Source organism: Pseudomonas sp. G5001 (assembly GCF_013385475.1).
GTDB lineage: Bacteria > Pseudomonadota > Gammaproteobacteria > Pseudomonadales > Pseudomonadaceae > Aquipseudomonas.
The window spans coordinates 112491-128508 of record NZ_JACAPZ010000049.1; the positions used below are offsets into that span (position 1 = coordinate 112491).

The following is a 16018-nucleotide window of genomic DNA, read 5'->3' on the forward strand; positions in this document are numbered from 1 at the left end:
AACTCGAACTGGGACAAACCTACACACAAAGACGCACCGTTCAGATGCATGAAGCCAAAATGCTAGGACAAAAAAGGTGCACGACTCATGCCTAAGACATACGGTCGTATTTGATGACGACCATTTGTGCCTTTTCTGTTGACCTGAATGGCATGCCGCTATAAATTCTGCTGGTACAAAAAATATAACGTACCAGTACATGGCTATTCCTGCCGTCATGTCTAGGTTCGGCTTCTTGTTTCCTAACATAGGAATCCCATCGTGCCCCTAAGTCTGCGTGACCCCATAGAACTGACGCGACACCTGGTTTGCACCAACACGATCAATCCCCCCGGCAATGAAGGCGAGCTCGTCAATGCTTTGGAGCTGGCTCTAAACTCATTGGGACTTGCAACGCTGGTCCAATCGATTGGAAAGGGACGGTCTAATCTTCTCGCATGGAACGCCACGGCGTCCGGATCGAGATTGTGTTTCACAGGCCATCTCGACACAGTCCCATTGGGGGCTGCCCCATGGACCCAAAAGCCATTAGGTGGCGAGGTGATAGGCGATCGTCTTTACGGTCGCGGCTCTTCAGATATGAAAAGCGGTATTGCAGCGTTCCTTAGCGCGCTGGAAAGATTCAAGACTACGAATGGTTTTATGCCACCAGTCTTGGTCGTACTGACCGCTGGTGAGGAGACTGGCTGCGAAGGGGCTAAGCGCTTATGTGAGCTTGACCTGCCCGGCATGGACGTTGGTGCACTGCTCATCGGTGAGCCCACCTCGAACCGATGTGTTGTTGGCCACAAAGGCGCACTCTGGCTAACAGGCAAAGCAAACGGGAAAACTGCGCACGGTGCCATGCCTGAACTTGGTGATAACGCTATCTACCACACTGTAGATGCGATCCAAAAATTGCGGCAATTCGACTTTGACACTCCGGTCGATCCATTGCTCGGCAACCCTACCTTGAATGTTGGCACGATCACGGGAGGCATGAATGTCAACTCAGTTCCCGACATCTCCGCCTTCACCATCGATATTCGCACCGTATGCGGGATCTCGCATCACGACTTATGCGGCAGGGTTGGAGCCCATATCGGCGATAAAGTGCAGCTCTCAACGGATGTCGACGTTCCGGCACTTTCGAACGATCTTTCCAACCTATGGATTCGCCAGGTAACAGAAACTGTCGAGTCAGTTACTGGTGAGAAATCACAGGCACGAACCGTTGCCTTCTTTACCGACGGCCCTGTACTCAGAGAGGTATTTGGCGACGTACCAGCAATTGTACTAGGCCCCGGAGAGCCCTCTTGTGCGCATCAAACAGATGAATGGTGCAGCGTGGAGCGCATTCATGAGTGCGTAAATATTTATTCCAGAATTCTGGAGGACTGGCAATCGTGAACACCATTCATCAAGTATTCCAAGCGGATTTACGGATGGGCGAAAAATCGTCAGCAGTCGATTCATTCGAAAAGTGCATGGCTGAGAAAAATAGAATGTTGATAACGCTCAGCGCGGTCTTCTTCACTTACTATTTTGCTTTCATCATCGGCGCAGGCTGGTTTCGAGATATCTATGTATTACCGCTGATTGGAGGGCTTAATATAGGAACTGCCTTTGCATTGTCGCAATATTTCTTTGTTGGAGGTCTCGCGTTGATTTATGCATATCGCATGAAGCGCATTGATGCTCAGATAAAGTTGTTTGCCAGCACCTGGAGAGCAGACCATGAACATAATTAAACACTGTACTGCCGGATGTGGCGTTATGCTAATAACAGCCCATGCAAATGCAGCAGATTTGGTACCAGAAGAATACAAGCCTCATGCGTTTTCTGCGTTTTTGACGGTCATTTTACTGACGCTAATCATCACATGGTTGGCTTCAAAGCAAGGAAAAAGCACCCGTGATTTCTACACCGCTGGCGGAGGAATCTCTGGGGTTCAGAATGGTTTGGCGATTGCTGGCGACTATCTATCTGCCGCGGCGTTTCTTGGGGTATCAGGTCTAATCGCACTCTATGGGTTTGACGGCATCATTTACCTTGTAGGTTTCTTTGTAGCATTAATGCCTGTTCTTCTATTTGTTGCTGAGCCATGTCGAAATCTTGGTCGCTATACATTTGGCGATGTACTTGCGTATCGTTATGACTTTCGCACGTCTAAGATCCTGGCCGCTACGTCAAGCGTGGTAATTGTAATTGCTTACATGATCCCCCAAATTGTTGGTGGCGCGGTCTTGCTCTATGCCTTGCTAGGCGTGAAGTATGAGGTTTCCGTCGTCGTCGTTGGGGTACTGATGCTCGCATACGTTACACTTGGCGGGATGACGGCAACAACTTGGGTACAAATTATCAAGGCTGGCCTGCTGCTTACCGCTTGTGCAGGGCTAACAATTCTGGCGCTTTTACCGTTCCATCTCAATATCGCAGCCTTTTTCGAGTCGCTGATAAATCAAACTACGCTATTCGATTATCTTGCGCATGGTCGCGCACTTGTTACGGGTGAGGATGCAAAGCTCGTCACGAAAACATTCTTCGAGCCGGGCTTGTACCTGAAAAACCCAATGGAGCAAGTTTCGTTAGGTTTGGCGCTTACGCTCGGTACCGCCGCATTGCCTCATATTCTCATGCGTTTTTTCACTGTTCGTGACGCACAAACCGCACGTAAGTCTGTGCTGTGGGCCATGCTTGCGATTGGGGCATGTCATTTACTCATAATTTTCCTGGGCTTCGCCGCGGCTTATTATGTGGGAAGCTCGAACATCATCGCTGGTGAGAAAGGCGGCAACCTGGCAGCTCCGTTACTGGCGCAGTTCCTCGGAGGCGGATCACTTACGGCATCAGGCAACATACTGCTTGGCCTAGTAGCTGCAGTTGCGTTCGCTACGATTGTTGCGGTCGTTGCAGGATTAACCCTCGCAGCTGCATCGTCGCTGGCGCACGACATCTACGTAGGAGCAATCAAGAAGGGCGAAGCTACAGACCGGCAGCAGATGATTGCAGGGAAACTTGCAGCGATTATTGTAGGTGCAGTTGCTATTTTCGCGAGCCTGTTAGCCAAAGGGCAAAATGTGGCACAGTTGGTCGCACTTGCTTATGCCGTTGCAGCATCTGCCAACCTTCCCGCTTTGATAGGTACGCTTTACTGGAAACACTGCAACATATTTGGTGTTATCTGTGGAGTACTTGGTGGAACGTTAACTGCAATAGCTCTTGTACTCGTTTCGCCTAACATGCAATACCCATCGGCCATTCGAGCAGATACTACGTTAGCTATGAATAACCTAACTGAGGAAATTCGGACGCTAAAACTGCATCTTGATGAGCCAAACCTCAACCAGAGCGAGATCGATGCCCTTACTTCAAAAATTTCCAAGGCACGCGTAAATCTACAGGCGAACAAGGATAAATTTGACGCTACTGGCACACAAACAACAAGTTTGGTTGGTTTGGAAAAGCCGCTGATCAGTTTGAGAAACCCAGGAATAATTTCTGTTCCACTCGGCGCACTCTTTCTAGTGTTGGGATCTTTGCTCTACCGGCGGCGGATAGATGCTGATGAGAAATGGCGGGCTCTAGTGTTTCGACGTGACAGTGGTATCGGAGTGGAAGAGGCTGTTAATCATTAACATGATTTAATATGTTTCATCATTGTACTCTTAGCGACAAAAAACACATGGAAGTTGTTGTAGGTGCGGTAGCTGAAGGGCCGCATCCCCAAAGCGCACCACAACCGCACTCTCGAATTACCACTTGGCATCGATGCTGGCTCCCGATCCTTTAAGGAGCCAGCACCTTTTCACGCGTCTCGACACACAAATCAAAACTTGTCTAACCAATTATTTCGGATTCATCACACCCTAAAGGCAAGTGGCAGCTGATTTGACTAATTCCATAGGTTTACAAGTAAAAACTAGAGACTTATAACTCACGCAATAGAGCCAATCACTGAGCCGGTGGAAATGAATCTGGGCCAAGAACACAACTATAAAAACGAGAGGAGCTTCAAAATGAGCAAGTTCACCTTGACCCTAGCCGTGGCTGCGGGGTTTTTGACGCAGCAGGCAGTCGCTGCAGGCTTCATCGAAGACAGCAAGGTATCCGTCAGTTCGCGAACCATGTATTACAACGCCGATGCTCGCGAAGGTCCGAGTACTCCTGCTAACAATCAGCGAGAAACCGCTGAGGGACTCAAGTTCGATTTCCAGTCAGGCTTCACCCAAGGTGTCGTCGGTTTCGGTTTTGACGCCCAGGCGCTGGTCGGTTTCCATCTGGACGGTGGCAAGGGCCATCACCCGGACAATAACTCTTTCTCTCCTAGCGATTCTGATGGCTCGGCAGTGGATGAATGGAGTCGCCTTGCGGGCAACGTCAAAGCTCGCTTCTCCAAGACAGAGGCCCATTACGGTAGTGGTCTGCAGCCAAACATGCCGATCCTAATTGCGAACGACACTCGCTGCTGCCACAAACTTTCGAGGGTGGCACCGTCACCTCGAAGGAAATCGACAACGTGACCTTCAACGTGGGTCAGTTGGAGCACGCGACAGGTCGCGCCTCGAGCAACAGCACCGGCCTGGCGGTGAATGGTGGTACCCAGGAAAGTAACCAGTTCCGTTATGCCGGTGCTGACTGGAAGGTCACCAAGGACCTGACGCTGCAGTACTACTATGCGAACCTAGAAGACTACTATAAGCAGAACTTCCTTGGCTTGGTGCACGTTTACCCGATCAGCACAAACCAGTCGTTCAAGACCGACATTCGCTATTTCGATAGCAGTTCCGATGGCAAGAACGGCGATCCAGGTTACACATTCAATAACAACGGTGGGTTCGCCAAGAACCCAGGCGAGGTCGATAACAAGACCTGGAGCGCCATGTTCACTTACACCCTGGGTGGCAACGCCTTCCTGGTCGGTCATCAGCGCGTCAACGATGACGGCGGCTTCGTCTATTTGAATCAGGGAAGCCTGCTCAATAACAGCGGCCACAATTACGGTGCCGGTGGTGCAAGTTTCTACCTGTTCACCGACGCCATGATCAACAGCTTCGTCCGTGCCGGTGAAAACACCACTTTCGGTCAGTACACCTACGACTTCGCCTCGCTGGGCATTCCAGGCCTGAAGGCTTCGGCCGCCTATCTGCGCGGTGAAAACATCAAAGCTACCAATGGAATAGGTAACGACCAATCCGAGTGGGAGCGCGACCTGCGCGTTGATTACGTGATTCAAACAGGAGCGTTGAAAGGGTTTGGTACGACACTGCGTCACGGCACGTATCGTGGCGATACCAATATCAATGCCCAGGACCAGACCCGTCTGATCTTCAATTACACCTACAGCTTTATGTAATCGGCGTCTCTGCGAAAAAAAAGCCTTACCTGTTGGTGAGGCTTTTTTTTCGCGCAATTTTTTGTTCCAAAAAGCTCGGCCTGTTTCAGGACCTTTGTGCTTTGTCCTACTCAATCTGTAACCGAGGGTACTCTGTGTCTCTAGACCATCTTAACTGGAACGATCTGAGGATCTTTCTGGCCGTTGCGCGAACTGGCAACTTGCTGAAGGCAGCACGCAAGCTGAGCATCGACCAATCCACGGTCAGCCGGCGCATTGCTCAGCTTGAATACATTCTTGGCGGCAGTTTGTTCGAGCGAAATCACATGGGGTTTGCTCTAAATGGATTTGGCGGAGAATTGCTTGAGTCGGTGCAAGAAATGGACAACGGCTTTGCGGCGCTGACCGCAGCGCTTGAACGGAGATCAAATGCTCTGCATGGTCCAGTGCGCATTGGCACCATGGAGGGCATTGCATCGCTATACCTCAGCAGCAGATTGGTGGACCTCAATCGTGAATTTCCAGCCATAACTGTCGAACTTGTCACCTCTGCGCAGCAGCTGTATGTCACTCGTCGAGAAGCTGATGTATTTCTGGGCTTTTTCAAGCCCCATGGAAAAGGCCTCGACACTGAGCATATGGGGCGGTTTTCACTCCATCTGTATGCTGCCCCCAGCTATATCGAGCAGTACGGCGCCCCTGAGAACGCCGGGGAATTATCTCAGCACAAATTTGTGGGCTATATCGGTGATCTGATTCATATCAATGCTGTTCGTTGGCTTGAAGAGGTAGTGGATAAACCGACTTATGCTTTCCAATCCTCCAGCATGCTCGCGCAAATGTTTGCTGCCGCGGCGGGCGTCGGAATAGTGCTACTACCCGAGTTCGCGGACGCTAGCCGCTTCGGGCTACTTCGGCTATTAGCTGAAGACGTCCGCGTAACCCGAGACTTATGGCTAGGCGTACACCATGAACTACGATACATACCTCGCGTTAAAGCGACGGTCAGTTTCCTCGAGAATCTCCTTCTTAAGGATCCACTATTCGCCCAAACCGATTGATAGTCCGGCATCTGACATCGGTTTCACTCCAGACTCCGTCACGATGCCGACTACCCTGAAGTAAAAGATCTCCTAGCAATTCAAGCTTCCCAGGACATCCTGAAATTGATCGGACACAACGCACCGATGTTGCCGATACCAGCCTGCTCAATGCAACCCCGCCGAGGAGGGTTGTGACGTCTACGCTCTACGTCGCTGAAGGGCTAGCCTCGTTCATTGTATTGCCCCAATCACTGGGTTTATTGAGTACTGACTCCGTGCATCGAAGCATCGGGCAGCGTCTTCAGTAGAACTGGGGCAGGCCAATGGCCCTCACTGCTGCAAGAAAGCGGGATCAGATTCGGAATTGTTTAACGAGCGCGTCAAGCCTGTCACCAAGTCCAGCGACACTTCTAGCGGTAGCGGCACCCTTTTGAGTTTCTTGTGCGACCATTTCAGCTGCGAGGGCAATACTGGTCATGCTTTGATTGATCTCTTCAGCGACTGCTGTTTGCTCCTCGGCAGCGGTGGCAATCTGAGCACTCATACCATTGATCGTACTGACTAGCTGAGCCATAGCGTCTAACGAATCACCTGCCTCGTTAGCTTGGCCTCCGGAAATTTTGCCTTTTTCACTGGAGCTAACCATCGCTTTCACGGCGGCGGACGTACCTGATTGAAGGCGATTGATCATGCCTTGAATTTCTTGGGTACTGTTTTGTGTCCTGCTTGCGAGAGCTCGAACCTCATCCGCGACCACTGCAAAACCACGGCCAGCCTCTCCTGCTCGAGCCGCTTCAATAGCAGCATTCAACGCTAACAGATTGGTTTGCTCGGCGATTGAGCGTATGACGTCAAGCACACCGACAATCGACTGCGCATCGTGCTGAAGCCGGTCTAACGACATGCTCGTCACATTCACGTCTTCAATCAGCGAATGAATGCTCGCGATCCCTCCGTTTACGACATTCCGGGCAGCAGCCCCCACCTCGTCTGTTTCTTTAGCGGCAGTAGCAGCGCTTTGAGCGCTACGAGAGATTTCGTGTGACGCAGCAGACATTTCATGCACCGCCGTCGCGACTTGATCTGTTTCCAGTTTTTGGCGATCCATCACGAGCTCAGTTTGTTGTGCCTGGGCGGCCATTTCCTTTGAATGCTCAGTAAGATCGCGAGTGACCTCGACAATTTGCCTCACTACGCCTTGAATTTTTTCGACAAACTGGTTGAAGGAGTTAGCTAGGGCTCCAAGCTCATCTTTGCTGCTGACAGGCAGGCGACGAGTCAAATCACCTTCACCGGCGGCGATATCATCGAGATTGGATTGGATAACCAAAACAGGTTTGATAATAGAATTACCTAGAATCACAGCTATCACTGCAATCAAGAGCAGTAGCACCAGATCAGCAATCACAATACCCGTGGCTAGAGTATTGATTCGAGCGTATTGGGTTTGCGCAATGTGACTGACTTCCTCCTCAATGTCATCGAGGTTTACTGCGGAACCGATCATCATGTCCCACTTGTCTAGGAGCACTGAGTAACCGAGCTTCGGAACCGGTTTGTCACTGCCTGGCATGGGCCAGTCGTAGCGCAAGAAATGTTTACCTTCACGCGCTAGACGGTTCAGTTCGCGGATAACGTAAACACCGTTAGCGTCCATGGCGTTATAAAAACTAACACCTATATCGATATCCTTATTAGCCCAAAACAGTCGCACGATGTCTCGGTCATATCCGAAAAAATAACCCTGTTCGCCATAGGAAAGCTTGCGCATGATTTGCACCGCGCGATCTCTGGCCTCCACGTCGCCAAAGGTCGAGGTGTCATAGATGGCTTTTACAGAAGAGACAGCCATCTGGACGTGGTTTTCGAGCGCTGCACTGCGTTCTTTCAACAGTAGCTGCCGGGCTTGCTCTACCTCCTCCTGCGCTAGGCGAAATAGCACGGTGATTGACACCGCACTTAGTGCCACTGCGAGGATAAAGGTAGGGACAAGCGCCAGGAGGATTACCTTGCTACGAAGTCTCATATGACATAACCCCCGAACTGCTGCGTGGTCCAACTCTGTTTCTGCAGGTCATGCATTTGAGGGATATCGGGAGATCGCGAGAGCTCGTTATCAAGGTAGCTTCTAGTCATTATTTTTCCGAAAGTTAAGGCGCTGACTTACGGAGTATCGGCGGCAAAAAACGATTGCCATAACCGGCGTTTTCGCAATGAGCATTGTAAAAATGCAACTACCATTTGCAGTCGACCGCCCCCTTAAATTGTGCGTAAAGTCTTCGGTCGAGCGAACAAAGCCGCTACCCAAGGCAGGATCCCATGCGGTAGTTCAACGTGTACGAATCTGTGCGGTGAGGAGGGGGCAGGTAACTGTTAACTGTTGTCCCTTCTGCGACTGGTTAACGCTATCGGGGATAGTCAGGCTCGCTGTAACTAACTATCCCATCGATACCGATTTTAAGACTCTTGTACTTTGAACGGCTGAAACTGAAAGACTGCCAGTAGCCGCCTGGTGAATATGTTCGCTCCACCAAATCATCATTGGGCGTCTGCGCTCAATGTAGTCCGCACGGTTGTATGCGCTGCGCACTTCATCTTTATCCACGTGAGCAAGCGCGACCTCGATCAGCTCTGAGTTCCATCCTTTCTCATTCAGGATGGTACTGGCCATGGAGCGCATGCCATGGCTGACCAATCGTCCTTCAAAGCCCATACGTTTCAGAGCCATGTTTGCTGTCTGGCTGTTGCAGTGATCTCGTGGATCTCTATCGGCCGGGAACACGTATTCTCTGTGGCCGCTGTAGGGCTTGATTGTGTCTAGCAGGGCAACTGCATGGTCGGTCAGCGGTATGACGTGAGCGCGTCGCTTCTTCATGCGCTCCGCTGGGATCGTCCAAATTTTCTTATCTAAATCAATATCAGCCCAAGATGTCGTGGCGGCTTCGGCGGGGCGGGTCATGGTGTGGAGCTGCCATTCGATCAGGCAGCGTGTTGTTCTTTTAATACTCGCGTTGGCGATGGCGATCATTAGTTCTGGCAGCTCTTCAGGACGAAGGGCGGCCATGTTCTGTTTTTTTGGTTTCTTGAAAACAGCCCGGATGCCGCTGAGCGGATTGGCGAAGATGATTCCTGAGTTCACGCCATAGGTCATGATCTCGTTAAGTCGTTGCGTCAGTCGCTTCACTGTCTCGAGACTACCTTTCGTTTCCAAAGGGCGTAGCAGCTCGATGACCACCGGGGCATTGATCTGCGAGATGGGTGTTGTTCTCAGCGATGGGAAGACATGCAGTGTGAGCGAGCGCCAGATGTCCTCGGCATAAGCCTGAGTTACAGAATCCTTTTTCAGTTCAAACCAGGCAGATGCCACGTTCTCGAATGTGTGTTCGGTTGCTTGCCTTCTTGTCTGTTCCAACTCGCTACGTTGTTCTTTAGGGTCGATGCCCTGGGCGAGAAGCTCTCTGGCTTCGACCGTTTTTTTCCGGGCTTGTGCGAGCGAGAGTTCCGGGTAGGTGCCAAGACCCATATTGATGCGATTCTTGGTGATCGGTTGCCGATAGTTGAAGTTCCAGAGCGTAGAGCCATTGACCCTCACGCGCAGCTGTAAACCGTCTCCATCGCTGAGGACGTAGTCCTTGTCTTTCGGCTTTACCGCTTTGAGCTGGCGGTCAGAGAGGCGGGTAGCTTGGGCGCACATGAGGTGTTCCATGACATCAATTGGTATTCCAAAAATTACCACTGAAGTGCTTGGAATACCATCTGGAATACCCGATAACGCGGATTGTGTCGGACGTCTATGGACGCTAATAGACCCTAAACCCTTGTATTTACTGGATTTCAGGCACAAAAAAAGACGTCCGTGGACGTCTTTAGATGTGTATTTGGTGGAGCCGGGGGGATTTGAACCCCCGTCCGCCAGTACTCCGCTGTCGGTACTACATGCGTAGCCGTTTCTATTAAGTTAACCCTCAGCGACCCGAAGGGCAGGGTGCTTTGGGCGAGTTGTGTAAGTTTTAGCCGCTTCGTCCACAACGTACTGCACGGCGATTCTGTTCTATATGACAATCACTTTGGGTTTACAGACATCCCCTGATGATTGCTGGACCCGAAGGTACCAGGAGGGAAGGGCTAAGGCTGCTTACGCAGCGAGAGCGTATTCCCCGTAGGTTTCGTCATTGGCAACTATAAGAAGTTGCAACAGTGGATTTACGAGTTCTGTTACCAACTCGGCATGCACCTAAAGTTTCGCAACCGGCGTCGAATCCTAAACGGCCCCGTGCTTGTAACTCGTTGTTTCTTAGTGAGTGACAAGCCTGTGCAGTGTACGTCAATCGGTCACAGAAGGCCAACCCGAAGGTTGGCCTCGAGCAATCAGCGAGTTACTGATTGCCGCCTTTGTCCGAGTCTTGCAGGCTTTGCAGGGCCTTGGAGGTGATCTCGATGCATTTCTTGTCATCGCCTGCCGCATGGGCTGCCTTGGCTTGGGAAACGGCGGTGTCGATTTCGCCAGATTTGCCGCTGGTGTCGGTGGCGAGCAACGCTTTACCGTTGTTGATTTTGTCCAGGTTGATTTGGCACAGATCGTCTTTTGTTCCGGCCGCAAACGCGGGGGACGCCAGCATCGCAGCGGTAATGAACAAACCAGCAAGAGCGGAACGCTTCATGGGTATCTCCTTGTGCAAATAGGGCTCGATGCTGCCGGTTTTCCGTGCAGCCAGCGAGGTCACTGATGAGCCTCGTTTGTCGAGGCCTATGCAGATGACTACGCCGGCGCGCAGGGGTTCTGTTTTGTCGCTGGATTAGTCGAAAAACCCCGAAATCATTAGGTTTTGCACCCAAAGAGGGCGGCCCTAGTGGGCGCGCGCCTGGGTTACTCGATCCACCAGGTACACCAGGCCGTGGTAATCAATTCCACCGTGTTGTGTCAGGCCAATCTCACACGTACGGCTGGTGGAGATGCCCTCGCTGCAATACTGCACGGCGTCCTTCAGGGTGCGTAGCGAGTGGGCATTCAATTCGGGCGTGGTAAAGCCTTTGTCGCCGGCAAAACCACAACAATGAATGCCTTCAGGGATCACCACGTTTTTGCTGCAACGCCTGGCCAAGTCGATCAGCGCCTGGCTCTCTCCCAGGTGTTGGGTGCTGCAGGTGACGTGCACGGCGATCGGGGCTTCCTGGGGGGTGAAGTCGAGGCGGTCCATCAGGTGCGTGCGGATAAAACGCACGGGGTCGTATAGGTCGAGACGGGTTTCGGCAAGGTCCTGGACCAGGCGCAGGGTGCACGGGCTGGTGTCGCAGTAGATCGGGTCGAGGCCGCCACGGCTGGCGTGGAGCAGGGCGCCGATCAGTTCCTGGCGTTTGTGTTCGGCTTGTTCGGCGTAGCCCTTGGATGCGAATGGTTGGCCGCAGCAGAGGTTGTCCTGATTGTCGGGGAAGACTACCTGATAACCGGCTTTTTCCAGCAGGCCACGGGTTTTGTCGTACAGCGACATCTGTTCGTGGTCGCCGGCTGCCGGGCCCATCGCGCGTGATACGCAGGCGGCGAGGTACACCACGCGGGGTCGCTCATCGCTCACGGCGGGGCTGAAGCGAATGGCCTTTTCCGGTTGCGGCATGGCGTTGGTCCATTGGGGGATTTGCCCCTTGGACAGCCGGGTTACCGTGGCCGAGAGCTTCGCCAGTCGCGGAGCGCCCAGCAGCATGCGCGCACCGTTGGCCACGTGCAGGGTGAAGCGCGCACCTTGCAGTGCCGTGGCGAAATGCGCCGATAGCCATTCGGCGGTTTTCGTACGGTCGGCGTCGCGGCTGCGCAGCTTTTTCACCAGGTCGCCGGTATTGATGCCTACCGGGCAGCGCTGGGCACAAAGCCCGGTCGCCGCGCAGGTGTCGATGCCCTGGTATTGATACGCCTCTTCCAGTTCAGTGGTGTCGATACCGGCGCGTTTCCTGGCCTGGATATCGCGCCAGATCACAATGCGCTGGCGCGGGCTCAGGGTCAGCCCCTTCGACGGGCACACCGGTTCGCAGAAACCGCACTCGATGCACTTATCCACAAGCTCGTCAGCGGCGGGCAGTGGCTTGAGGTGCTTGAGGTGGATTTGCGGGTCTTCGCTGAGCACCACGTCCGGGTTGAGAATGCCGTTGGGGTCAAGCAGGCGCTTGAGCTGCCACATCAATTGGTAGGCATCGCTGCCCCATTCCAGTTCGACAAAGGGCGCCATGTTGCGACCGGTACCGTGCTCGGCCTTCAGCGAGCCGCCAAACTCCACGGCCACCAACTGGGCGACGTCGTCCATGAACGCCTGGTAGCGCGCGACTTCTTCCGCGCTGTTGAAGCCTTGGGTGAACACAAAGTGCAGATTGCCTTCCAGGGCGTGTCCGAAAAGGATCGCTTCGTCGTAGTGATGTTTGTCGAACAACTCGATCAGGCGATTAACGCCAATGGCCAGTTGTTCCACCGGGAAGGTCACGTCTTCGATGATTACGGTGGTGCCGGTTTTACGCACGGCGCCCACGGCGGGGAAGGTGTCTTTGCGGATCGCCCACAGGCGGGCGTTTTCCACCGGGTCTTCGGTGAAGTCGACTTGTTTCTCCACTGGGAAGCTGGCCAGGGAAGCCATGATCAGCGCCAGTTGCTCATGCAGCAGCGAGGGCGAGGCGGCGCGGGATTCGATCAGCAGGGCGCAGGCATTTTCCGATAGCTGCTGTACGAAAGCCGGCATGCCGGGTTTGTCCTGCACCGAACGCATGCTGCGCCGGTCCAGTAGTTCAACCGCTGAAACAGGTTGGGTTTTGAGTACGGTCACCGCGTTGCAGCAGGTTTCCACATCCGGGAACACGATCAGGGCCGAGGCTTTGTTCGGGTGGTCGATCACCGTGTCGTAGGTCACTGCGCTGATAAAGCCCAGGGTGCCTTCGGAGCCGACCAGCAAATGGCTGAGGATATCCAGTGGCTCGTCGAAATCCACCAGGGCGTTGAGTGACAACCCGGTGGTATTTTTCAGACGGTATTTGTGGCGGATTTTTGCAGCCAATTCAGCGTTTGCCCGGGTTTCTCGACCGAGTGCCGCCAGGCGGTCAAGCAGCTCGCCATGGCGTTGGCGAAAGGCCGCAACACTGGCCGGATCTTCCGTGTCCAGGCGGCTGCCGTCGGCCAGCACCAAGCGAATGCCCGCCAGGGTGTGATAGGTATTCTGCGCCGTGCCGCAGCACATGCCGCTGGCATTGTTGGCGACGATGCCGCCAATCTTGCAGGCATTGATCGACGCCGGGTCCGGGCCGATCTTGCGCCCGAACGGTGCCAGCCAGGCGTTGGCCTGCGCCCCGATCACGCCGGGCTGCAGACGAATTTGTGTGCCCTGGCCGCGAATCTCACGCCCGTTCCAATTGTCCCCCAGCACGATCAGTACCGAGTCGCTGATGGCCTGTCCCGAAAGGCTGGTGCCCGCCGCACGAAAGGTCACCGGCACGCGGTCGCGCTGGGCCAGTTGCAGCAGGGCCACCACTTCATCTTCCGATTCAACCCGGATTACCAGTTGTGGGATCAGTCGGTAAAAGCTGGCGTCGGTGCCGAAGGCGAGGGTGGAAAGTGGATCGTCGAAACGACGATCTTTCGGGATCAGTTGTGCGGCGTCGCTCAGAAAAGCAGCAGGCAGGCTCATCGGTCCTCCAGAAATAGCAGACGCCGGAATCGCTGCCCGGCGTCGGTTCTTACCCTATCGCGTGCAGGTCTTAGTGCACCAGCATACCGGTGAACCAGTAAGCCTGGGCCAAGGTGATCAGCCCGACGATCGTCGCGAAAAACAGGCTGTGCTTGAGGGTAAAGCGGAACAGGTCGGATTCCTTGCCCACCAGGCCAGTCGCGGCGCATGCCACGGCGATCGACTGCGGCGAGATCATCTTGCCGGTCACGCCGCCGCTGGTGTTTGCCGCTACCAGCAAGGTGTCGTTGACGCCGATCTGGTGCGCGGTAGTGGCTTGCAGCGAGCTGAACAGCGCGTTGGACGAGGTGTCGGAGCCGGTCAGAAACACTCCGAGCCAGCCAAGGAATGGCGAGAAGAACGGGAATGCCGCGCCGGTAGCCGCCAGCACCAGGGCCATGGTTGATGACATGCCCGAATAGTTGGTGACGAAGGCAAAGGCCAGCACCATGCCGATGGAAAGGATCGGCCAGCGCAGCTCATAAAAAGTTTCTTTCAAGGTGGTCAGACCAGTTTTGAAATCAATCTTCAGCACCAGCATCGATACCAGGGCGGAGAAGAAAATCGCCGTGCCGGTGGCGGAAATCGGATCAAGCTTGAATACCGCCGGGATGGCTGTCGGGGTGGCAACGATGGGCGCGACCTTGATCACCAGTTGATCCAGGTGCGGGATCGCAAAGTTGAATACCGAGCTGTACATCGCGCCGCCGGCGGCGAACATCGCCTTGAACGGCTTGAGGGTCCAGATGGTGACCAGCACGGTCAGGATCAGGAACGGCGACCAGGCCTTGAAAATTTCCCCCAGGCTGTAAGGCGAAGCCAGGGTGTTGCGAGGCAGGCCAAAGCCACCGGCGCTGGCAGTGACGGCAGTGCCGGACGTTGCGCCAACGATTTGCGCGCCGGCACTACGCTTGGGCTGCCAGACTTTCAGGAACAGGGTCAGAGAAATCAGGCTGGCCAGGGCCGAGGTGATGTCCGGCAGTTCCGGGCCGATGAAGTTCGAGGTGAAGAACTGGGTTACGGCGAAGCTCAGGCCCGCAACCAGCGCGGCAGGCCAGGTTTCCTTGACGCCGCGCAGGCCGTCCATCATGAACACCAGCCAGAACGGCACGAACAGCGACAGCAGCGGCAGCTGGCGACCGGCCATGGCGCCGATCTTGAATGCATCGATCCCGGTCACCTGCCCGGCCACGATGATTGGAATCCCCAGTGCGCCGAACGCAACGGGGGCGGTATTGGCAATCAGGCACAGGCCGGCGGCATACAGCGGGTTGAAACCCAGGCCTACCAGCAGTGCGGCAGTAATCGCCACCGGTGCGCCGAAACCGGCGGCGCCTTCCAGGAACGCGCCGAAGCAGAAGCCGATCAGCAGCACTTGCAGGCGCTGGTCGTCGGTAATCGACAGCACGGAGCTGCGGATGATTTCGAACTGGCCGCTCTTGACCGTCAGTTTGTACAGGAATACGGCGGCGACGATGATCCAGGCGATTGGCCATAGGCCGTAGGCGAAGCCATAACCGGCGGCGGCGAGCGCCATGTCGACCGGCATCTGGAAGGCAAAGATCGCCACCAGGATCGACAGTGCCAGGGTGATGCTGCCCGCAACGTGGCCTTTGAGGCGAAACACCGCCAGGGCCAGGAAGAAAAATACGATGGGAATGACGGCGGCCAGTGCGGACAGGCCGAGGCTGCCGAGCGGGCTGTAGAGCTGTTGCCAGGTTTGCATATGGGGTGGCCCCTAATTGTTGTTGGTCAGGCACTGCTTGGATGATTTGGGTAATTGGTATTACCAATTTACAATCACCGTTGGCTAGGTTAAAAGCCTTCTGGGGGATGTGTCAATTTGCCGCTTGTGAATCTTTGGTCGTAGGTCGGGGTTGGTGGGGGCTGATTGGCTTAAACGAGGGCGTTCTGATAGGTGCCGGATACTCGGCGATAGGCCAGAATAGGGGCCCCGGCGAGT

Annotated in this window: 8 protein-coding genes, 1 other RNA gene and 3 pseudogenes; 5 read left to right on the forward strand and 7 right to left on the reverse strand. The window is 54.3% G+C overall.

The genetic code is table 11. The annotated features are described in order from the left end of the window. The first annotated feature begins 261 nt into the window (after positions 1-261). The 5 genes and pseudogenes from HX805_RS29890 (at position 262) to HX805_RS29910 (ending at position 6376) form a co-directional block, all read left to right on the forward strand. A complete protein-coding gene (locus HX805_RS29890) occupies positions 262-1389 on the forward strand; it encodes a M20 family metallopeptidase (protein WP_218167456.1) in 1128 nt (375 codons plus the stop codon). Continuing rightward, on the forward strand, positions 1386-1730 hold the full coding sequence (locus HX805_RS29895) for a DUF485 domain-containing protein (protein WP_168426229.1): 345 nt from the start codon (positions 1386-1388) through the stop codon (positions 1728-1730). The genes HX805_RS29890 and HX805_RS29895 overlap by 4 nt, the downstream gene beginning before the upstream one ends. Beyond that, complete coding sequence (locus HX805_RS29900) at positions 1717-3618, forward strand: cation acetate symporter (RefSeq protein ID WP_177117571.1); 1902 nt, start codon at positions 1717-1719, stop codon at positions 3616-3618. Before HX805_RS29895 ends, HX805_RS29900 begins: the two co-directional genes overlap by 14 nt. A gap of 381 nt (positions 3619-3999) precedes the next feature. After that, a pseudogene (locus HX805_RS29905) lies at positions 4000-5336 on the forward strand (OprD family porin). A gap of 134 nt (positions 5337-5470) precedes the next feature. Continuing rightward, positions 5471-6376, forward strand: a complete 906-nt coding sequence (locus tag HX805_RS29910; RefSeq protein ID WP_177117572.1) for a LysR family transcriptional regulator — start codon at positions 5471-5473, stop codon at positions 6374-6376. Positions 6377-6710: 334 nt separating this feature from the next. Here the strand turns inward: HX805_RS29910 and HX805_RS32705 are convergent. The 7 genes and pseudogenes from HX805_RS32705 to HX805_RS29940 all read right to left on the reverse strand — a co-directional run. Continuing rightward, positions 6711-7229: pseudogene (locus HX805_RS32705) on the reverse strand (methyl-accepting chemotaxis protein); the annotation flags it as partial. A gap of 339 nt (positions 7230-7568) precedes the next feature. Next, a pseudogene (locus HX805_RS32710) lies at positions 7569-8384 on the reverse strand (cache domain-containing protein); the annotation flags it as partial. A gap of 411 nt (positions 8385-8795) precedes the next feature. After that, on the reverse strand, positions 8796-10052 hold the full coding sequence (locus HX805_RS29920) for an integrase domain-containing protein (protein ID WP_177117574.1): 1257 nt from the start codon (positions 10050-10052) through the stop codon (positions 8796-8798). Between the two features lie 185 nt (positions 10053-10237). After that, positions 10238-10631, reverse strand: a transfer-messenger RNA (tmRNA) gene (ssrA, locus tag HX805_RS29925). Positions 10632-10734: 103 nt separating this feature from the next. Next, a complete protein-coding gene (locus tag HX805_RS29930; RefSeq protein WP_008436825.1) occupies positions 10735-11019 on the reverse strand; it encodes a hypothetical protein in 285 nt (94 codons plus the stop codon). A gap of 186 nt (positions 11020-11205) precedes the next feature. Continuing rightward, positions 11206-14016 (reverse strand): FAD-binding and (Fe-S)-binding domain-containing protein, encoded by a 2811-nt coding sequence (locus HX805_RS29935; RefSeq protein ID WP_177117575.1) that lies wholly within the window; start codon positions 14014-14016, stop codon positions 11206-11208. Between the two features lie 70 nt (positions 14017-14086). Further along, the gene (locus HX805_RS29940; RefSeq protein ID WP_134325713.1) at positions 14087-15781 is read right to left on the reverse strand and encodes a lactate permease LctP family transporter; all 1695 of its coding nucleotides are present in this window, start codon (positions 15779-15781) and stop codon (positions 14087-14089) included. Positions 15782-16018: the final 237 nt, after the last annotated feature.